At 40.8% G+C, this 22,970-nt stretch carries 10 protein-coding genes; all 10 read left to right on the forward strand.

Annotated elements, in window-relative coordinates:
- Positions 1 to 363: 363 nt before the first annotated feature.
- The 10 genes from C7S20_RS10485 to C7S20_RS10530 all read left to right on the forward strand — a co-directional run bounded on the left by C7S20_RS10485 (position 364) and on the right by C7S20_RS10530 (position 22,968).
- The gene (locus C7S20_RS10485) at positions 364 to 3,627 is read left to right on the forward strand and encodes a SusC/RagA family TonB-linked outer membrane protein (protein WP_107012429.1); all 3,264 of its coding nucleotides are present in this window, start codon (positions 364 to 366) and stop codon (positions 3,625 to 3,627) included.
- 13 nt (positions 3,628 to 3,640) lie between these two features.
- Positions 3,641 to 5,434, forward strand: a complete 1,794-nt coding sequence (locus tag C7S20_RS10490; protein WP_341476502.1) for a RagB/SusD family nutrient uptake outer membrane protein — start codon at positions 3,641 to 3,643, stop codon at positions 5,432 to 5,434.
- A gap of 30 nt (positions 5,435 to 5,464) precedes the next feature.
- A complete protein-coding gene (locus C7S20_RS10495; RefSeq protein WP_107012431.1) occupies positions 5,465 to 7,021 on the forward strand; it encodes a DUF5123 domain-containing protein in 1,557 nt (518 codons plus the stop codon).
- 352 nt (positions 7,022 to 7,373) lie between these two features.
- A complete protein-coding gene (locus C7S20_RS10500; RefSeq protein ID WP_107012432.1) occupies positions 7,374 to 12,512 on the forward strand; it encodes a pectinesterase family protein in 5,139 nt (1,712 codons plus the stop codon).
- Entirely contained in the window at positions 12,509 to 14,359 is a 1,851-nt protein-coding gene (locus C7S20_RS10505; RefSeq protein WP_107012433.1) for a right-handed parallel beta-helix repeat-containing protein, read from the forward strand. The genes C7S20_RS10500 and C7S20_RS10505 overlap by 4 nt, the downstream gene beginning before the upstream one ends.
- Positions 14,360 to 14,694: 335 nt before the next feature.
- Positions 14,695 to 16,128: a glycoside hydrolase family 28 protein gene (locus C7S20_RS10510; protein WP_107012434.1), complete on the forward strand. Its 1,434-nt coding sequence runs from the start codon at positions 14,695 to 14,697 to the stop codon at positions 16,126 to 16,128.
- Positions 16,129 to 16,271: 143 nt separating this feature from the next.
- The gene (locus C7S20_RS10515) at positions 16,272 to 17,294 is read left to right on the forward strand and encodes a DUF4861 family protein (RefSeq protein ID WP_107012435.1); all 1,023 of its coding nucleotides are present in this window, start codon (positions 16,272 to 16,274) and stop codon (positions 17,292 to 17,294) included.
- Positions 17,294 to 18,544: a glycoside hydrolase family 88/105 protein gene (locus C7S20_RS10520; RefSeq protein ID WP_107012436.1), complete on the forward strand. Its 1,251-nt coding sequence runs from the start codon at positions 17,294 to 17,296 to the stop codon at positions 18,542 to 18,544. The genes C7S20_RS10515 and C7S20_RS10520 overlap by 1 nt, the downstream gene beginning before the upstream one ends.
- Before the next feature lie 6 nt (positions 18,545 to 18,550).
- Positions 18,551 to 20,170, forward strand: coding sequence for a glycoside hydrolase family 43 protein (locus C7S20_RS10525; protein WP_227008991.1), 1,620 nt, complete (start codon positions 18,551 to 18,553; stop codon positions 20,168 to 20,170).
- An 8-nt stretch (positions 20,171 to 20,178) separates the two neighbouring features.
- Complete coding sequence (locus tag C7S20_RS10530; RefSeq protein ID WP_107012437.1) at positions 20,179 to 22,968, forward strand: glycosyl hydrolase family 28 protein; 2,790 nt, start codon at positions 20,179 to 20,181, stop codon at positions 22,966 to 22,968.
- Positions 22,969 to 22,970: the final 2 nt, after the last annotated feature.

A 22,970-nucleotide genomic window follows, 5' to 3' on the forward strand; every position in this document is an offset into this window, starting at 1 on the left:
AATAAAATAGTTCAGAATTTGCTTTAAATATTGCCGGATATTAAACCTGATAAAGAAAAATTCTTTGTTATAGCTATATATCCTTCATTTTTAAACATTCAAAATAGCTTATTTGAAAATTCAAGATCATTTTACAACATAAATTAATAGCCCACAAAGGTTTTTTTCTATATTTACGTAATCGATTACATTGTTAAATAAATATTAATGCAAAAAGAATTGAAGCCGGATTTCGCTGGATAAGCATTTGAACTAATTTTTACGATTAAGAAAAAACTAACAAATGTTTAAAGTGATATCAGGAAAGTCTCAAAAGGCATAAGGCTGGAGGGACAACTTTATTAACTAATTCAAACTAATTTTATGAAAAACTTTCTGGAATTTAAAAGCAATCACTTCTTGCTTAATTGCAGGCAAAAATTGTTTTCGGATAACTGGCGGCAAGGTAGTTTTCTGATTCTCCTTTTCATTTTTTCTCTTAATTCGGCATTTGCGCAATCGTTTGCGGTGAGTGGCACTGTGGTAGATGGAGAAGATAATACTCCTCTTCCCGGGGTAAACGTACTTGAAAAGGGAACATCTAATGGTACCATGACCGATTTTGATGGAAATTATTCAATCCAGGTTTCAGGTCCTGATGCAGTTCTTGTTTTTAGTTATGTTGGATTTAAGACTCTCGAAACTGAAGTAAATGGAAGAAACACCGTTAATGCAACACTTCAGGTTGATCAAAATTCTCTTGATGAGGTCGTAGTGGTAGGATATGGCACTACTAAAAAATCAGATTTAACAGGATCGGTGGTTTCTATTTCCGGTAGTGATCTCCAGGAGCAGGCAAAATCCAGCGTGGCCGAAACTCTTTCCGGACGTCTTGCGGGAGTTCAGGTGTTATCAACAGAAGGTTCTCCAGATGCAGAAATAAATATTAGAATTCGCGGTAATGGCTCGCTAACTCAAGACAGTTCTCCTTTGATAATTGTCGATGGTTTTCCCGTGAATAGTATGAGTGATATCAGCCCGACAGATATCGAAAGTATTTCGGTGCTTAAGGATGCTTCATCTACGGCTATCTATGGCTCAAGAGGTGCAAATGGTGTTATTATTATTACTACAAAAGATGGTAAAGCCGGTAAAATCGCTGTGAGTGTAAATGCATTTCACGGTTTCCAAAAAATTGCCAAAACTATTGATGTTCTTTCACCTGAAGATTTCGTTAAATGGCAATATGAATATGCTCTTCTTAGGGATCCTGATCACCTTGACTCTTATGAAAGATATTTTGGGTTATGGCAGGATTATGATTTGTATAAAGGCCAGGAAGGTAATAACTGGCAAAAACAGATCTACGGAAATATGGGAGAGGTGCAGAGCCACGACCTGGCTATTAGAGGTGGGTCTGAAAAGGCTAATTTTAACTTCAATTATGCACATTATGATGTCAGTACCATAATGGTTGGTTCAGATTTTAAAAGAGACAACCTTTCCCTGGCACTAAAAAGTCAGGCAGGAGAGAAGGTAGATTTATCTTTTACCGTTCGCTATTCCGATACTGAAATTAATGGTGGAGGTGCCAATGAGCAAAATGAAGTCTCTTCTGCTGATTCTCGCTTAAAATACAGCGTTCAATATTCACCAATCCCGATCTCTGGTCTAACGACTACGAATACAGACGAAGCTCTGGCAGGTTATCTGGTAAATCCTTTTGTTGCGACGGCCGATAACCAGAGGCAACAATTAAGAAAAAATTTCAATATGTTAGGAAGTTTTGGATGGAATATTATCGATAATCTAAAATTTAAATCTGATTTTGGTTTGGATTACCGTATTGATCAGGATTATCGTTTTTATGGCCGGTCTACTTATTATTCCCGAAACAGACCTTCGGCAGAAAACCAGGGATTGCCTTCATTGGTATATAGTGACAGAAAACGAGAAAGCTTCAGGAATGCCAATACCTTTAATTACGATTTTGATAAATTGATAGGTGAAGATCATAGTTTGAAGTTGCTTTTGGGTGAAGAGATGATCGTAACCAAAAACAATGAAGAAACTACCGAAATTCAGGGCTATCCCAAAGATTTTGATTTCGAAACTACAAGAAAATTAACTACACAGGGAATTCCTCAGAGCGTGGATAATTTTTATAGCCCAGATGATAAGCTTTTATCCTTCTTTGGTCGTATTAATTATGATTTTAAGAACAAGTATCTGGCAACTGCTACATACCGTGCGGATGGTTCCAGTAAATTTCTGGGCAATAATCGTTGGGGATTTTTTCCCTCGGCGGCCGTTGCGTGGAAAATTAAAGAAGAAGATTTTTTAAAAGATGTAAACTGGCTTAATGCTCTCAAACTGAGACTAAGTTATGGTGAAGCAGGTAATAATAATATTCCATCCGGCCAAACTGTACAAAGTTTTCAGTCTAATACAACTACTTATTTGAATGGAATTCCCAATTACTGGTCGGCTTCAAGAGTTTTGGCTAATCCTGATCTGAAGTGGGAAACCACAGTTACTGAAAATATTGGTCTTGACTTTGAATTGTTCAAAGGGATTTTAAGTGGAAGTGTGGAGGCTTACAAGAATCTTACTACAGACTTATTGCTTGCTTTTCGTACTCCCGGATCTGGATATGAATATCAATATAGAAACCTTGGAGAGATTCAAAATACTGGTGTAGAAGGATCTTTAAATATCAATGCAATTACAAAGGCAGATTACGGTTTGAATTTCTCGTTCAATGTATCAGCAAACAGGAATAAGATCAATTCGCTTGGTTCATTGGAGAATTACCAGGAGTATTCGGGTTGGGCATCTTCTCAAATTGGAAGTGACTATGCTGTCTGGGTAGATCATCCTGTGGGAACTATGTATGGTTATCAAAATGATGGCCGTTATGAAGTGTCTGACTTTAATTTTGATCCAGCTACCAATTCTTATACACTCAAGCCAGATGTTGTAGATAATAGTGCCGTTGTTGGTAATATAATGCCGGGTTCTTTGAAATTAAAAGATATTAACGGTGATGGTGTGGTGGATATTAATGATAATACTATTATTGGAGATGCCAATCCAGATTATACCGGCGGTATGGTAATTAATGCCTATGCATATGGTTTTGATTTTTCAGCGGCCTTTAATTACAGTGTGGGTAATGATGTTTATAATGCAAACAAGATTCAATTTACCACGGCTAATGAAAACAGTCAATATAGAAACCTAAGTGGCGACATGGCTGATGGCCAGAGATGGACAAACCTTAATCCGGAAACCGGACAATTAATAACCGATCCTGATGCACTTGCAGCTGCGAACGCCAACACTACCATGTGGTCTCCTTATATGCGAAGCTACGTATTCAGTGACTGGGCGGTAGAAGATGGTTCTTTTCTAAGATTGAATACCATCACATTGGGTTATACTATTCCTAATGAAATTATGTCGAAAGCTGGTATTACAAAACTCAGATTGTATGCAACGGCTAATAATGTATTTATTCTTACTAATTATTCGGGTCTTGACCCTGAAGTTTCTACCAGAAGGAAAACCCCTCTAACTCCAGGGGTGGATTATTCACCATTTCCTAGAAGTAGACAAGTGGTATTTGGTTTAAACCTTAATTTTTAAAATTTAGATGAAAATGAAAAACTTAATAAAAACCTGTTCGGTACTTCTAATTGCCTGCATGGTGGTGTCCTGTGAGGAAGATTTTTTAGATAAGGATTTTCTGGACGCACCTGCAAAATCATCACTCGATGAATCCACTATTTTTTCAACAGTAGATTTGGCAACAGGTGCTGTAGATGGAATACTGGAGCCAATGGGGCAAACTAATTCTTACAGAGGACGATGGATTCCCTATTACGGATTTAATACCGATGTTGAATATAATTATAGTTCGGGGGATGAAGGTTCAGATGCTGATCTGGTGTATTATGATGCCAAACCCAACAATTCCAGAATGAATACCGATAATAATGCCTGGGCAATGATGTACCAGGGAATTGAAAGAGCTAATATCGTAATAAGAGGATTACGAAATTATGGAAACCCGGAACCAGGTACCGATTTTGGTCAGCTTTTAGGAGCAGCTCTTACTTATAGAGCAATTTATTATGCAGATCTTTTAAAAACCTGGGGAGATGTTCCGGCTCGTTTTGAACCCATTACAACAGAAACTCTTTATCTGCCTAAAACAAGTCGTGATACAATTTACAAGCGACTAATCAGTGATTTGGGAGAAGCAGAGACACTTGTGGCCTGGCCAAATGAAACTCCGGCGACTTCTACGGTGGAACGTATTAACAAAGCATTTGTTAAAGGATTTAGAGCGAGATTGGCAATGGTAGCTTCAGGCTATCAACAATATCCTGATGGAATAAGAAGAAGTAATGATCCAGACCTTTCTGTTCAAAAAATGTATAAGTTGGCACTTGATGAATGTCGGTCAGTTATTAATAGTGGGAAGGCTCATCTTGAACCGTCTTTTAGAACATTTTGGAAGAAATATAATCGCGAAGACTTAAATGCCGGTGGAGAAGCTTTATGGGAAATTCCTTTTGCCAGCGGTCGAGGTCGGGTATTGTTTTCATTTGCTGTTCGCCACCGTAGTGTAGACCAGTTTACAGGTCAACCAAGAGGGGGTACCGCAGGTCCTACATCTACTGTATTTTACGATTTTGATCAAACTGACACCCGTAGAGAAGTTACTTGTGTTCCCTATCAGTGGGGTACCGCTGTAGAAGGGATTGCCCAACAGGAACTTACCGCTATTGATACCTGGTATTTTGGGAAGTATCGATATGAATGGATGGACCGTTATGTGACTTCTACGAATGATGACGGCGTTAATTATTTATACATGCGGTACGCAGAGGTCTTATTAACTGCTGCAGAAGCAGCTAATGAGCTGGAGGGACCGGCAGCAGCGGCTCCTTATCTTAAACAAATTCGGAGACGGGCATTCCCTTCAGACCAACAGGCCGAAAAAGTTGATTCCTATGTCGACGGACTTTCCAGTAAAGATGCTATGTTTAACGCAATTGTAAAGGAATATAAGTTTGAATATACAGGTGAAATGGATCGAAAGATGGACCTTATTCGATGGAATCTTTTAAAGACCAAATTAGACGAAGAGAAGGAAAAACTAACGAATCTCGAAAACCGAACAGGCGAATATGCTAATGTTCCTACCACGCTATATTATAAGTATGCCGAGGACGGTGTTTCTTTAGAAATTTATGGTCTTAACAGAGGGGAAACCGGAAATCCGGGTCCTGAATTTTCAGCATACCCATGGGATCAGTCTCTTGAAGAAATGATAAATACTCTTTACAAACCTGGAGTCAATCCAAATGAAAGGCAATTCTGGCCCATATGGCAGGTTTTTATTGACGCCAGCAACGGTAAATTAGTAAACGATTACGGTTACTAGAACCTAAAAAAAGAATTAATTATTTGAATTATGAAAGTAAAATATATCCTTAAAAGTTTACTTATAGCTATTCTGCTTGCAGCTACCGTAACGGGTTGTGATTATGATAAGGAACTTATAGAAGAACTACCAGTAAGCAGAGAATTTGCGCCGGTAAACCTCCAATCTCACGTGAGAAATCAGGTGAATGTTGAATTGAACTGGACGGTTGATGATAATGCCAATAGTTATATAGTGGAATTCGCAAAAGATTCCCTGCAATTCAACAATATTGTAAAAACAATTGAAGTAAATCCGGATGAATTGCCGGTTCTGGTACCATTAGAAAGTGAAACTTTATACTCGGTGAGAGTGAAGACTATAAGCGATCGTGGTATTGATGATTCTTCCTGGGCAACTACGACCGTTAGGACTTTGACCGAGCAACTTTTCCTGGATGGCGAACCTGGAGATATCAAGGCCAAAGAGGCGACATTTAGATGGGTGCCTAATAGTGAAGTTACTGCAATAAGTTTAAACCCGGGTGATATAACCTATACATTATCAGCAGAGGAGAAGGCAAGTGGTGTGGCCACAGTCACAGGCCTGACACCAGAAACCGATTATACAGCAGTTTTGCTTAACGGCACTCAAAGACGGGGAGTAAAAGAATTTACCACTGGAATAGATATTGGTGATGGTAAACTGGTTACTGTAGAAGATGATCTTATGCAGATGATAGCAGACGCGAGTCCTGGTGATATTCTTGTACTTGAGGCCGGTGATTATACCGATCAATCTGGAACAATTACCCTCGATAAATCGATTACCATAAGAGGTTTAAGAAGTTATAATAAACCATTGCTTAAAGTGAACTTTGAACTTGTTGCTGGCGCTGAGGATGTTGCATTAATAGATCTTGAGCTTCAGGGAGCCGGGGAAGGTTCGTCAGAACTTCAGGATGTGGTAAGATATACTGGTCCGGGAAATTATAATTCCCTTTTAATAAGCGGTAGCAGAATTCATGATTACTCACGTTCCTTTATTGCTGGTAATGAGACTGATGCGATCCTGCAAACCCTTACTGTTGAGAATAGTATTGTGTATGATATCTTTACTTCAGGCGGTGATTTCATAGATTTCAGAAATTCTGATGTGCTGAATATTAATCTCATAAATGATACCTTCTACAACTGTGCTCCTAGTCGTGACTTTATTAGGTTGGATGCCAGTGGTACTTCTAATGATACTGGTTTAACAGCGAATATTCTTATTGATAGCACAACTATTTATGCATGTGCTGATAACGATAGTAGAAGATTATTGTATGTAAGATTTGTCTCCAACGATGTAATAGTTAAAAATACTATCATCGCTCAAACTGCTTCAGAAGGTTATGCTGACAGATCTGGTATTGATGAATCTCCCACATTTTTGAATAACAATTATTTCAATGCACCAGGATTCTACGATACCTCTCAATACATCTTTGATAACAATAATTATACAACATTAGATCCGGGATTTGTTGACCCTGCCTCTGGAGATTTTACGATCACCAATCAAACTTTAATAGATAATCAGGTGGGCGATCCACGTTGGAGATAGTTAATAATGGTGTTTTATTTTAAATAATGACAAAAGGGTATGTGTTGAAAAATGCATACCCTTTTATTATGACTAACATATCCTGATATTGATAAGAAAAAGATATTCTAAAACGATAAACTTTAAAAAACAAACCTTTTTCCTTTTCAGAAATAAGCCCGACAGATTGATTTTTTAATTCAATTTTTTAAGTGGTCCAATTTTACGAAAACCGGAACCTAAAGACCTTTGGACGAAAACGATTTCGATTATGAAATTTTAATAAAAAGGCAGGATTCAAATAAAGTACAGGAATAAAACTAAAGGCTTTTATATAAAATTCTAATACTAAAATCAACTTAAACTTTATGGAATGAAGAAACAACTACAACTATTAGCTCTTTTCCTTTTGCTGGGATTATTTAAGGGCTATTCACAAAATTTACCCGATGTCTGGGATTTTGGTGCTACCCAGCTGGATGCTTCCCAGTACAACAACATGTTAACCGTGGATGTAATTAATTCATGGTATGATGCTTCTATCACTCCGGGAAGTTCAGGAAACGTTTTACCTGATTTTACCACTGGTATATTGAGCTGGACAGGAGGAGGAAATGACCGATTACGTACCACCAATACCGATCTAACCCGGTACGATGAAAATATTAACGATTACCCCGATTTCAAAGGAAGGATCTATGTGAATTCCTCGGGAGCCACCGGAAGATACCTTAATCTTGATTTGAATGAGGATGACGTGGTAACAGTTGTGGCGCGTAGTCAAAACGGTAATGGAAATATTCATTTTGATTATGTGGCCGACTCAAATCTGCAAAATGATGCATTTGCTGTGGGAACAGAGCCCACCGAATTGACTTTTGTTGCTAAAGAGGCAGGTAATTATCACATTTATGATGATACCGATAAACCCAGCTACTTCAGAGTGGTTCGGAAAAGTGCCACATATGCTTCTATTACAGGAAATTTAGATGTAACTGCTGCCCCTGGGATTCCTGACGGCTATAGTATTATTTTTACAAATGCCGCAGGTAAAACCTGGAGTTCGACAGTTGCCGGCGGAACTTATAATGTTGATTTACCTGTGGGTTATCAGTATGACCTTTCCCTTGAAGGAGCTGATGGTTATAGTATATCCAGTGCTACTACTTTAGAGGTAACTGAAAGTACTTCATCGTTTGATGTTAGTATCAAAGACAATAACACTAGTGCCGCTGCCGAGGCAGGAAAAACTTACACCTACAGTTTTGCTGATGGTTCTGAAATTCCCCAAACCTCTTATACCTCGCTTCGGTATGATACTTTCCAGACTAACGATGGAATTTTTACTATTAATAGTAATACCAATGATGAGTCTCTGAAATTTGGATATCACGATTCAACCCACGGGTTAGTGATGTTTCCCGGAAATTCTGTAGATATGATGGTGGCGGGGAATGCAACCATCAGTTTTATAGTTTGTACTTATGGATCGGCAACCGATGCTGTATTCGAATTTACCGATAAAGACGGCAATGTTTTAGGTTCTATTCCTGGCCAAAATATTGGTGGAGCTGATGCTTACGCATCAAGCTTTACTTACTCAGGTCCTGCGGGAAAAATAACAGCAACTCTGAAAAGCGACAATTTTCCTACCGCCGAGGTGTACATTCATGGCCTTGTGATTGAGAACGCTGCCGCTATTGAACCTTCCAATGGGCTTGCAGATGTTTGGGATTTTGGCGCCGAACAGCTCGATGAATCTCAATATAATAACAGGCTAACAGTAGATATTATCAATTCCTGGTACGACGAATCAATTACCCCGGGAAGTTCAGGAAATGTTCTACCCGATTTTACTGCCGGTGTATTAAGCTGGATAGGTGGTGGAAATGATCGGTTGCGAACTACAAATACCAATCTTACTAGATATGACGAGAATGTTTCATCTGATGTATTTACAGGAAGAGTCTATGTCAATTCAAGAGGAGCTACCGGAAGATATATGAGCATTACGCTCAGTGAAGATGATGAGGTGAGCCTTTGGGTGCTCGGTCAGGACGGCGTGGGGAAACTTCATTTCGAATATGTGGCAGATCCTTCAATACAAAATGATGTTGCTGATGTTGGAGGAGAGGTTACCCAGGTAAATTTCGTAGCAAAAGAAGGTGGTACTTATCACATCTATGATGCTGCCGATAAACCTAGCTACTTTAGGATAATAAGAAAATCTGCCACTTACGTGGATTTAAGCGGAAATGTAGATTTGACTGAAGCTGCCGGTATTCCGGACAATTATAGCATCAACTTTACCAATGAAGCCGGAAAGACATGGAATGTGACTCCTTCTGGAGGAACTTATCAGGTAAGCCTTCCTGTAGGATATCAATATAGCCTTTCACTGGAAGACGCGAATGGCTATATCATCTCCAATGGAACGACTTTAGAGGTAACCGAGGCCACTACTTCCTATGATATAAATATTCAAAAAGTAGAGATCTATACGGTTTCAGGATCAATTATTGGTCTTGGGGATCATATTCAGGATCTAAGTCTGAGTTTTATTCCAGATCCTGATGCAAATAGCATATATGTGCCGCAGCCAGTACTGGATAAAGATGCCAGCACGTATACGGTTCAGCTGGAACCCGGTATTGATTATACGATTCAGGCCGAAGGTGTTAATGATTACTACATTCCGGATAACATTTTACAAATTTCGGGTGATACCAATCACAATATAACTTTTGATCCCAAACCATTACAGGAAGTGACCATTGTTGCAAATGGACTTACTGATGCTCAAAAAGCTGATTTGGTGTTAACTTTTACCAATTTGAACGAATCTGGGTACTCTTATACTTTTTCAGATATTAGTGCAGTAGCTTTAAGAGACGGTGTTTATAAAGTTAGCGCTAGTGGTCTGGATAAATATCCGTTACAGTTGGCTCCCACTTCCAATTTGACCATTCAGGGGGAAGCGGTTACAAAGACGCTGGATTTCGAAAACGTGACAAACTGGACGTTTGATGACGTTGTCATAACAAATGATACAGAATTTTATAAGGGGCTTACCTTTACAGGAAGCATTAAGAACGAAAAGGCAAAAGGTCACCTCGTTGGCGGTAGCGGTGGAACTATTGAAGTACCATTGCAACCTGGCCAGAAAATGATAGTGACCTATTATTATGCAGCCGATTTCAACATTGATGGAGGCGATGCGATCACCACTAATAGCGGCAGTACTTCACAATTAGAGCATGTTACCTATGTGTATCCCGGGACTGAAGCAGGTTCAGCAGTGATAAGTATAAACGCCACTACTTATATTACCAATATAGAGGTGATTGATGTAGTACCATTTTCTGCAATAATAACTGTAGGGGTGGATAAAGATTACCAAACCATAAATGGAGCACTTGATGCGATTTCAAGAATGGACAGGCCAAACGATGAACGTGTAACTGTTCTTATAGATCCGGGCAATTATGAAGAAATGCTGGTGATCAATGAGAATAATATCACTTTGAAAAATGCAGCTTCTATACCAAGTATCGAACTTACCAATCAGGGAGTTGATATTGCCGATAATGCCGTACGTATTACCTCATATTATGGATATGGCTACAATTACTATAGCCAGGGAACCGATAATAAATGGAATGCAGAAGCGCTGGCCGTTAATAAAGCAAATGGATCTCAGCCGTATGATAATGTATCAGGAACAACCAATGGTTCTTATTGGGATGCGACTCTAGTGGTTTCTGCCGATGGATTTATCGCTGAAGACCTTATTATTGAGAACTCCTTTAATCAGTATATCTCTAAAAAAGAATCGGAAGACATCGTTGTTATGGTAAGTGGTAACCGTGGCGAGCGTCCTACCGGTTACGGTAATACCAGCGTACAGAACCGAAGCTTTGTAGAACGAGCTGCTGCCATTGGCATAGCCGGGGGGTCAGATAAAGTTATTCTGTACAAATGCCGGATTGTTGGTAGACAGGATTCTTTTTACGGAGGATCTGATGCCAGGGTGGTAATTTATAAAGGAGCCATGATGGGCGCGGTAGATTATATTTTTGGTGGAATGACCGCGGTTTTTTATAAATCAGATCTTGTGTTGAACACCAGCGATGTAAGTAGTGACGCCGCTTATATTACCGCTGCGCAACAGGATGGCGGTAGAGGTTTTCTTATGTATGAAACGAATATAATTTCAACAGTACCAGGTGTTAATACAGCTTCCTCCCAGGGAGCAAAACCCGGATACTTTGGCAGGCCATGGCAGGCCAATACCAGCGAAGTTGTATTCTTTAAAACTTATATAGATACTTCTTCCTATCCAGGTTATGAAGGAGAGTCTTTAATAAACCCCGAAGGTTGGAAAAGCAGCCTTGGAGGTGAATCTGAAAAAATGTATGAATACGGAACAATTGAAGCTTCTGGGGTAGACCATTCCGCAGATCGCGTTTCATGGTCAACCGTGCTTGACAGCCCGGTTCTTAAAGATGGTACCGATATCACAACCTTTAATTTTACCAAGGGAAATGATGGATGGGATCCTCTTCCAGCCCTCGTTGCCAATGATGATACCGACAATGACGGTATCCTGGATATTGATGATAATTGCGTGTCCACTCCAAATTCAGATCAGGCCGATATGGACGGTGATGGAATTGGAGATGTTTGTGACGACAGTGACGGCGACGGCCTGGTAGATAGCGAGGACCATTGTCCTAATTCCCCGGAAGGAGCAGTCGTTGATGTATTTGGTTGTGAGGTTTTTAATCTGGCTGCCGATAATTACAACATAACTGTACACGATGTTCGCTGTAATGGAAATAATGATGGCTATATCAGTATTAGTGCAGAAGATACCAGTTATACTTATAATGTTTCGGTTACAGGAGCAGATACCGGCTCTGCAAGCTTATCCTCTTCCAACGGATTTTCAGCTAATATCGAAAATCTGAAGGCAGGAACTTATGCTATATGCATAACCATAGATTCCCGTGATAATTATGAACAATGTTTCAGTGTAACCATTGAAGGTCCTGCTCCGTTGGCAGCTTATTCATCGGTAAATTATTCAAATAATACTGTGACCTTTTCATTGTCAGGTTCCAAGGCATATTCTATTGATCATAATGGTGAAACAATTTCTACCACTCAATCGAGCATAGTGCTGGATCTTAAACCCGGGAAAAATAAATTCGCGATTTATACCAATTCAGATTGTCAGGGCAAAGTTTTCAAAGAAGTATTGATGTCTGACGATGTGGTACTATTTCCAAATCCTACAATGGGGGAACTTAAGGTTTACATCAACGGAGACGATACCAATATAGATGTGTCGCTTATCGATCTAAGCGGAAGAGAATATTATTCAGGAAATATGGATATACCTTCAGACAGGGTTCTGAATCTTGATCTTACCAATTATAGCAATGGGGTATATTTTCTTCTGTTGAAGTCAGAAAAGGTAAGTAAATCATTAAAAGTTATTAAATTATGAAAAAGTCTATAAATATACCTTTTATAAAACTCCTTCTCATTTTTTTCATGGGTACTATAGCAGTGTCTTGCTCCAAGGAGGATGATTCTGAAATCATCAACTTTAATACTCCTGGAGCCGCACAACTTGTACTTCCACAGGATAATACAGAATGCGAAGTGGGTGAGGTCGTTGCAAACATGGCAGAAGTAGCTTTCGAATGGAATGAAGCAAGTGATGCCGAACGTTATGATCTCGTTATTACGAATTTGGCAACCCAGGAGGTAACTAAAAGACCCAACCTTACCACTACATCTTTAATGGTAAGACTTGAAAGAGGAAATCCATATTCATGGGTTATTGTTTCAAAAAATAGAGGAGAAGAAACTACTACTTCTAATCCTTACAGGTTCTATGTTGCCGGAGAGGCAGGATCGAATAACGTTCCCTTTCCCGCCACTTTATTGGCACCAGCCTCAGGAGCTACGGTTACACCGGTTGATGGAAAAGTAACCCTGGAATGGGAAAGTGATCTAACCGATATTGATGGTGATCCACTTACTTTTACTCTATTCGCAGATGCAGTAGATGGAAATCAGGAACCTTTGGAAGAATGGAAAGGCCTTACTGAAACTTCCATGGAAATCCAGGTTGATCCCAATTCAGTTTATTACTGGCATGTAGAAACCAGCGATGGAAAAAACACAGCCATTAGCAATACATTTTCATTCAGGACGGGAGTTAATTCCTCTTCTATTAATGGTAAAGTGGTAAGTACTTCTCAGGAAATTCTCGATGCCATTGCTGCAGCAATGCCTGGGGAAAATATTTATATCCATGGTGGAGATTATACTTTTAATTCGCCAATCCAGATCAATACCAGTGGTAGTGCAGGCAATATGATTTCCCTTTTGGCCTATCCAGGTGATGATAGCCGCCCAAAATTCGATTTTTCTTCGATGAGCGAAAGTTCATCTAACAGGGGAATTGAATTGAAAGCGAATTACTGGCATATAAAAGGAATCGATGTTTATAAGGCCGGGGATAACGGGATGCAGGTAACAGGAAATAGTAATATTGTTGAATTCTGTACTTTCTCTGAATGTGCAGATACAGGTCTTCAGCTGAATAGTGGTGCTTCCAACAACACGATCCTGAACTGCGATTCTTATTTTAACGCCGATTCTTCCCTTGAGAATGCTGATGGGTTTGCCGCTAAACTGGATGTAGGTAGCGGGAACAAATTTGTAGGTTGCAGGGCATGGCAAAATCTCGATGATGGTTGGGATGGTTACCTGAGAAATGGTGATAATGTTACCACCTCTTACGAGAATTGCTGGTCTATTAAAAATGGTTATCTCAAAGATGGCACTCCAAGCGGAGGAGATGGTAACGGCTTCAAAACCGGAGGAAGTGATAATAAAGATCTGAAACATAATGCCCTCTACGTAAGATGTATCGCGGCAGGAAATTTTGCCGATGGTTTTGATCATAACAGCAACAGAGGAGATGTAACCCTTTATAATTGTTCTGCTTATGACAATGGTAAAAATTACGGTTTCGGTAGTACAAATCCTCTTGGAAAACTTACCATTAAGAACAGCAATGTTTTGGGCGATGTAGGAAGCATAAATGCCACAACCCTTGATGTGAGTAATAATAGCTGGATGGATGGTATCGTGACCACTTATGAAGATTTTGAAAGCATCGATTACTCTGAGCTTACCAGTGCCAGAAAAGCTGACGGTAGTCTGCCTGAGGTTAGTTTTTTCCACCTGGTTTCGGGTAGTGATCTTATTGATGCAGGAGTTGATGTGGGTCTTCCTTACAATGGTTCCGCGCCAGATCTTGGGGCATTTGAATTCTAAAAAAATCAATTTCATTCATTTTAAAATGGTTGAATTGATCTAATTGGAAATAAGGCACTATTTACCGAATTCTGAAATTTGGTAGATAGTGCTTTTTTTTAATCTGGAGTTTACGAAAGGATAATAAAATTAAAGATCAATGTTTAATGCTCTGGCTGCCTTTACTTGCCAGAAAGGTTTCAAGAAAGGATTCTTTATTTTTGCTAAAAATTGTTCCCATCCTGAAATTTTTATCTTAAAAAGCATTTATTCATAGACTATTGAGTCAGTTTTTGCTATTTATCTTTGGAAGTAAACAATTATTAATTACATTAGTGCAATCGATTACAAAAAGTATGAAACCTTTCTCCTTTTCAATAATTATCATAGCCCTCGTGGCTGTTTTTTCTTCCTGTAAAGATCAGGATAGCCGTATTGCCGCGAAAGATACCGTTGTCGCTAAAGATTCCATCTGGCAAAGAGCCGATGAGATTGTCCAGAATATTGCTATTCCGTCCTTTCCCGATAAAACTTTCAATATTACCGATTTTGGTGCGAAGGCCGGGGGCGAAGTAGACAATACCGAAGCTTTCAGGAAAGCTATCGCCGAATGTGTTGCTCAGGGAGGAGGAATGGTGTTGGTGCCACAGGGGAAATTTCTTACCGGTCCCATACATTTAAAAAGCAATGTAAACCTGCATTTACAGGAAGGAGCCGAAGTACTTTTCACAACTGATAAAGATGCTTATCTACCCGTGGTACACTCTTCTTATGAAGGCGTGGAACTGATGAATTATTCTCCCTTGATCTATGCTTATGGTGAGAAAAACGTGGCAGTTACAGGTAAAGGTATATTCAACGGGCAGGCCGATAATAAAAATTGGTGGCCCTGGGCAGGAAAAGATACCTATGGTCATAAAGATGGTGAACCTTCGCAAAATGATGAAAATAATCTTCCTACCCTGCGAAATATGAACGAAAAAGGCGTTCCGGTTTCCGATCGCGTCTTCGGAAAAGGGCATCAGATACGGCCCTCCTTTTTTGAAGCGTTTGAATGTGAGAATGTACTGGTAAAGGGCGTAACCTTTACAAATGCACCATTCTGGATACTACATCCAATAAAATCAGAGAACGTAACCATAGATGGTGTTACCGTGAATAGCCATGGCCCCAATAATGACGGCTGTGATCCCGAATATTCAAAGTACGTTCATATCACGAACTGTGTATTCAATACAGGTGACGACTGTATAGCCATAAAATCGGGTCGTAATGAAGACGGACGTCGGGTGGCAATTCCCAGCGAAAATATCGTGATCGAAAATTGCATTATGAAAGACGGCCATGGGGGAGTGGTAATAGGAAGTGAAATCTCAGCGGGCGTGCTCAATGTGTTTGTAAGGAACTGTAAGATGAACAGTCCGGAACTCGAGCGAGCCATTCGGATAAAAACCAATACCAAGCGTGGGGGAACTATCAGGAACATATATGTAAAAAATCTGGAAGTAGGCGAGGTAAAAGAAGCTGTTTTAAAGATAAACACGCATTACGGCATCTATGACAACCAGGAAGGAGAATTTATGCCGGTGATCAGGAATATAAGGCTTGAAGATGTAAATGTTGAAAAAGGTGGAAAATTTGGCATTCTCATTACAGGTAGGGAGGAGTCTCCTGTAAAAGGCGTGAGTTTGAAAAATGTCACCATTAAAGGAGCTGAAACCCCTGTTTCTATTGAGCATTCAGAACCTATTAAATATGAAAACACCACCATCAACGGTAAAAAATATTAGATCCTCTTTTCTTCAGTGAAATGAGGCCAATGAAACAATTAATTAATAGTGTGTGTTAATATTGTTTATTAAGGGTTCAAAAGGAAAGCCGGCGCTGTCCGGCTTCTTTTGAGCTTTAAAATCGAAAACCAATTATTGAAATTATGAAAAAATTTTTTTTAGTTCCTGTTTTGGCTTCGGCCATTCTTTTTTCCTGTAAAAACCAGGAAGACCAGAATTCTACTGCTAAAAATGCTGCAGTAAAAGATACCGTGCAAAATACCGATTTTGGTACTTACTCTGAATTGTCCATAAAAGAAGGTGGCGAATGGAAAGGCAGAAAATATGAGGGTGGAACCTTTAAGAATGTAGATTCAGTTGAATTGCCGGCGAACCATACCGATCATTCTTACTTTATAAGGTATGAAGGACCCGGTTGGGAAAATAAGAATATAGCCTATAGGCTTTATTTAGACTGGAGAAATGCCATTGATATCTTCGGGAAAAGAGTCGATACCCTGGTGCTACCACACGTGGGGCAGGATAATTTCGATTCTTACCATGAAGCTTCTCCCTGGGGTCAGGATATTCTTCACTCCGGAAAAGCCCTCGGAATTGGTGGTTTTGGCCGGTATATGAACGATACCGTGGCCCACTTCCGCAATGTTTCAAAGACTTTTGCGAAAGTTCATAACAACAAAGAGAATGCTTCGGTGACAATTAATTATAAAGACTGGAAAACCGGTGAAAAAACCATAGACCTGGAAGCAAATATTTCTATTACTCCTGATGATCGCTACCTCAAGGTAGAACTGGATCCTTCCAAAGCAATTGAAGGTCTTACCACCGGCATAGTGAAGGTGGAAGGTGTTCCGTTGATCAAGAAAGTAAGCGATTCGGGCAAATGGGCCTATATCGCTACCTATGGTACACAAACACTGGTGAACGAAACCGATAAACTTGGCATGGCCATTTTCTACAAGTCCGATGAAGTTTCAAAGATCGTAGAAGGTCCCGATGATCACCTGCTCATCTTTAAGCCCACTTCCGAAGAGATCACTTATTATCCTTTGGCTGCCTGGGACGAAGAGAAGCAGGGCATCACCAGCAAGGAAGAATTTTTGAATGATTTGAACCAAAAGCTCCAGGTTCTTGACCAGACCGGAAGCCTAAATTCTAAGGAATAATGAAGTTTTTTTTATCAAAGATCAATTTTATAGCACTCTTTTTACTAACCATCTGCACATCTTGTGGTAATGAAAAGAAGACGACGGGTGAGGAGGCTGTAAACACGGCATCTCAGGAACTCATAGTGCCGAGGGATCTGAAATGGTCCCAACGAATGATGCTTTCTGAAATGCATCGTTTTCCGGAAGCTTCCAAACTGGACTTTTCAGACAAACCAAAGTGGAGCTATACTAACGGCCTTGTGCTTAAGGCGGCGCAGGAAGTTTATGAGAAAACCGGCAAGCAGAAGTATTACGATTATATCTACAATTTTGCCGATACGATGGTGACCGATCAAGGTGAAATTCGCACCTACGATCTGGAAAAACAGAATCTCGATATGCTCAATTCTGGAAATGTCCTGCTTTTTCTTTATCCTAAAACACATAAAGAGCGGTTCCTTAAAGCTCTCAAAACCTTGAAAAGTCAGATAGATACCCAGCCGCGGACATACGACGGCGGATTTTGGCACAAGAAAAGGTACACCAACCAAATGTGGCTCGATGGGTTATATATGGCCGAACCATTCTACGCTCATTATACGCAGATGTTTTCAGAAGGTGAAAAAGCCCGGAAAGCCTATAATGATGTGGTGCACCAGTTTGAACTTATCCAGCAGCATGCTTTAGATCCTGAAACCGGCCTTTTATACCACGGTTGGGATGCCAGCAAAGAGCAAAAGTGGGCAAATAAAGAAACGGGAACATCTCCTAATTTCTGGTCCCGGGCTATGGGCTGGTACGGAATGGCCCTCGTAGATGTGCTCGATTATTTACCGGAAGATTTTGAAGGCCGCCAGAAACTGATAGGCTATTTGAATCAATTTGCCGATGCCATCGTAAAAGTCCAGGATGACAAAACAGGACTTTGGTGGCAGGTTCTTGATAAAGGAGGCAAGGAAGGTAACTATTTGGAAGCTTCCGGATCTTCCATGTTTACCTATACGCTGGCCAAGGGAGTGAAAAAAGGCTATCTTCCTGGGAAATACATAGCTAATGCAAAAAAAGCTTATCAGGGAATCCTGAATAATTTGGTAACTGTAGATGAAAATGGTGTTGTTAATTTGAACCAGGTATGTGCCGTGGCCGGCCTTGGTGGCGATCCTTATCGCGACGGAACCTACGAATACTACGTGAATGAAAAGATCCGTTCCAACGATCCAAAAGGAACCGGTCCTTTTATCCTTGCGAGCCTGCAACTCGATGAATAAAGATTTATGAAAACCTGGTGCTCCTGTATATTATTTTGTTCTTTTTCTCTTCTGGCGCAACAACCTTATAAATCTGAAGTTTGGATGGCCGACAAGGGAGATGGGACTTATAAGAATCCCGTCCTTTTCGCTGATTATTCCGATCCTGATGTGACACGCGTGGGGGATGATTTTTACATGACCGCCTCCAGTTTTAACAATGCCCCGGGATTGCCAATTCTTCACAGTAAAGATATGGTGAACTGGGAATTGATCAATTACGCCCTGCCCATCCAGGTTTCGGAAGCGGAATTTAAGACCCCTCAACATGGGAATGGCGTTTGGGCACCGAGCATTCGATACCATAACAATGAATTTTACATCTACTGGGGCGATCCCGATCACGGTATTTATATGGTGAAAACCAAAGATCCTTATGGAGAATGGGATGAGCCAGTCCTGGTGATGGAAGCAAAAGGAGCCATAGATCCCTGTCCCCTTTGGGATGAGGATGGAAAGGCTTATTTGGTGCATGCCTGGGCGGGGAGCCGCGCAGGAGTCAAAAGTCTGCTAACCGTCAATAAAATGAATACTGAAGGAACAAAAGTCCTGGACCGGGGAACGCATGTCTTTGACGGTCATGATGCCAATCCTACTGTGGAAGGTTCCAAGTTCTACAAGCGCAATGGCTATTATTACATTTTTGCACCGGCCGGAGGTGTGCCTACAGGATGGCAGCTGGCCATGCGTTCCAAAAACATCTATGGTCCTTACGAAGCAAAGAAGGTGCTGGAGCAGGGAAGCACCAATATTAACGGTCCGCACCAGGGAGCCTGGGTAACTACTCCTGAAGGCGATTCCTGGTTCTATCATTTCCGTGATATGGAAGCCTACGGAAGGGTGGTTTACCTGGAACCGATGGAATGGAAAAATGATTGGCCGGTTATTGGGAAGGATTTCGATGGAAATGGAATAGGAGAGCCGGTGGAAACTTATAAAAAGCCTGAAATTAAAGGTAAAAGTGATAGGACTGCTCCGCAGGAGTCTGATGAATTTGACAAGGATTCCATCGGCTTACAATGGCAGTGGAATGCAAATCCCGAGGTGGTGTGGAAGGCAAAATTAAGAGGAAGCGATCATCTTCGGCTTTTTTCTATTAAAACTCCGGAAGATGCACCCAATCTCTGGTTGCAGCCTAACCTGTTGCTTCAGAAATTCCCTGCATCCGAATTTACCGCTACCACCAAATTGTCACTTTTTCCGGAGGAGGCAACCGAAGGAAAGCGTGCTGGCCTTATTATTTTTGGCGAAGACTACGCTACTCTTTCGCTCACTCACGACAAGCAGGGCTTCCTCATCAGGCAAACAGAAGCTCTGGATGCCGAAGGAGGAAAAGCAGAAACAATTATTGCTGAAAAGCGTATTGACTCTAATGACATTATTTTTCGGGTGCAGGTTTCTGCACCCGATGCCATCTGCCAGTTTAGCTACAGCTCTGATGGCAAAAAATTCACTGAAATCGGAAAAACATTTAAGGCGGTTCCGGGAAAATGGGTCGGTGCCAAAATTGGCCTTTTTAGCGTAAGTACGCAGGAGGCAAAGCGCGGCGGCTATGCCGACTTTGACTGGTTTCGGATCACCAAATAAAAAATTACATGAAAAAATCGATATACATTATTCTGTTCTTTCTTCTCTTTGGATTCCATCACAAGATCCATTCCCAGGGAATTTCAACGCTGGATTCAAAACTTTATGAGGGCCTCGAATTCAATATGTCTAAGCTTAAAGTTCCACATTTTCCCAAACTTTCGGTAAGCATTACCGAATTTGGAGCAATAGGGGACGGAATTTTTAATAATTCCAAAGCTTTTTCTCAGGCTATCAGTAGTGTAAACTCAAAAGGAGGTGGGACTGTAGAAGTACCTCGCGGCATCTGGTTTACCGGACCAATTGTTCTTAAAAGCAACGTGAACCTGCATCTGCAGGAAGGAGCACTTGTTCTTTTCAGTTCAAATCTTGATGATTATTCTTTGGTGAAAACCAGTTTTGAGGGACTCAATACCGTCCGCAATCAATCTCCCATTAGTGCTACAAATGCCGAGAATATAGCTATTACGGGGAAAGGCATTATCGATGGAAGCGGCGATGCATGGCGGCCGGTGAAAAAAGGGAAAATGGCTCCTGCGAACTGGGAAAATCTGGTGAATTCAGGAGGTGTGCTTTCAGACGATAAAAAGATGTGGTTTCCTTCCGAAAGTTCAAAAAAAGGCTTCAATAGCAGCAGTAATTTTAATGTTCCAGACCTGATCGATGAAAACAAACTTAAATCGGTAAAAGATTTCCTCAGGCCAGTGATGGTGAGCATAAGAAATTGCAAAAATGTGCTACTGGACGGGCCAACATTTCAGAATTCTCCTGCATGGAACATTCATCCGCTAATGAGCGAGAATATGATTATCCGCAATCTTACGGTTCGCAACCCTTGGTATTCGCAAAACGGAGATGGTCTTGACCTTGAATCCTGCCGCAATGTTTTTATCTACAATAACAGCTTTGATGTGGGTGATGATGCCATCTGCCTTAAATCGGGAAAAGATGAGGCAGGGCGCAAACGTGGAATGCCTACCGAAAATGTGGTGATAAAGAATAACACTGTCTATCACGCTCACGGCGGATTTGTGGTGGGCAGCGAAATGTCTGGCGGAATAAAGAATATTCATGTTTCCAAATGTACTTTCGTTGGTACCGATTCGGGCCTGAGGTTCAAGAGCACCCGCGGCCGGGGCGGAGTGGTAGAGAATATCTACATTTCTAACATCAATATGGTTAATATTGGTTCCGAAGCTGTGCGCTTCAATATGTTCTATAACGGAAATTCTCCGGTTCTGGATCCCGATGAAAATGCGAAGGACGAAGAGCGTGATGAGAGCCTGGAACCGGTGACCGAAGAGACTCCTATTTTCCGCAATATTTATATGAAGAATATTTCTTCTACCGGTTCAAAAAAAGCGGCTATTATAGTTGGACTTCCTGAAATGAAGTTGGAGAATGCCCATTTGGAAAATTCTCTTTTTGAAGCTGAAGAAGGGATCACCATCATAGATGCTAAGGATATTGGATTAAAAAATGTTAAGGTACTTCGGAAGAAAGGACCGGCGCTGGTGATCTACAATAGCAGTGATCTCAATTTTAAGAATTTCAGCTTTAATAAAATTGAATCCTTCCCAGCGATAAAAATCCTGGGCAAGAGTGAAAATATCGACTTCTCAAAAAGTGAAATTTCAGAAGCTGAAATCGCCAGGACGATAGAAAAAGCTTCCGCGGGAAAAAAGAAAAATCTTATTGAAGTAAAAACTTCGGAAGAGCTTAGAGCAGCCCTGGATGAACCAAAACCCGGAGATTCCATCGTGGTGCACGCGGGCACCTATAAACTTGACGAACGCTTTTATATCAATGATTCCGGCGAAAGTGATAATAAGATCTACCTAATTGGAGATACTTCCGGCGAACGGCCCCTGCTCGATTTTTCCGCCATGGAAGAAAATTCTTCCAACCAGGGTATTGTTCTTAAAGCAGACAACTGGCACCTGAAAGGCCTCAGGATCTACAATGCCGGCGATAATGGAATGCAGGTGCGGGGAAATGACAATATTATAGAATTCTGCAGTTTCTCTGAATGTTCAGACACCGGGCTGCAGCTGGATGATGGTGCTTCCAATAACACTATTCTCAACTGCGATTCATTCTACAATGCCGACTCCAAACTGGAAAATGCCGATGGTTTTGCCGTAAAGATGGATGTGGGTTCTGGCAATAAATTCATCGGCTGTCGCAGCTGGAACAACCTCGATGATGGCTGGGACGGTTACTTGCGGGAAGCCGATAATATTGAAACCACTTACGAGCATTGCTGGTCTTTCAATAATGGTTATTTAAAAGATGGCACCAAAGGCAAAGGTGATGGTAATGGCTTTAAGACCGGGGGGAGCGATAATAAGGCGAGAAAGCACAACGCGACCTACTACCGGTGTATCTCTGTCCATAATGTAGCCGATGGTTTTGACCATAACAGTAACCGGGGGACGGTTAAAATTCTCAATTGCTCGGCCACCGGAAATGGGCGTAACCTGGCTTTTGCAGAAAAAAATCAGCTGGAGAAGATCGTGATCATGAATACGCTCGTTTTAGGAGAAATGGGCAAATATAATGCTGAGGTTGAAAAAGTGGAGAACAACAGCTGGCAGATGGATTTCAAGATTAACGAAAATGATTTTGTCTCACTTGATCGGTCTCAACTTTCAGCTCCGCGGAAGAGTGATGGCAGCCTTCCTGATATCGATTTTATGCGTCCTAAAAAGAACAGTAAACTTATTGATGCCGGTGAGATACTGGGCAGAAGCTATGAAGGCAAAGCTCCCGATCTCGGGGCAATCGAAGTGAAATAAAA

Origin of the sequence: Christiangramia fulva (assembly GCF_003024155.1) — a bacterium.
Lineage (GTDB): Bacteria > Bacteroidota > Bacteroidia > Flavobacteriales > Flavobacteriaceae > Christiangramia > Christiangramia fulva.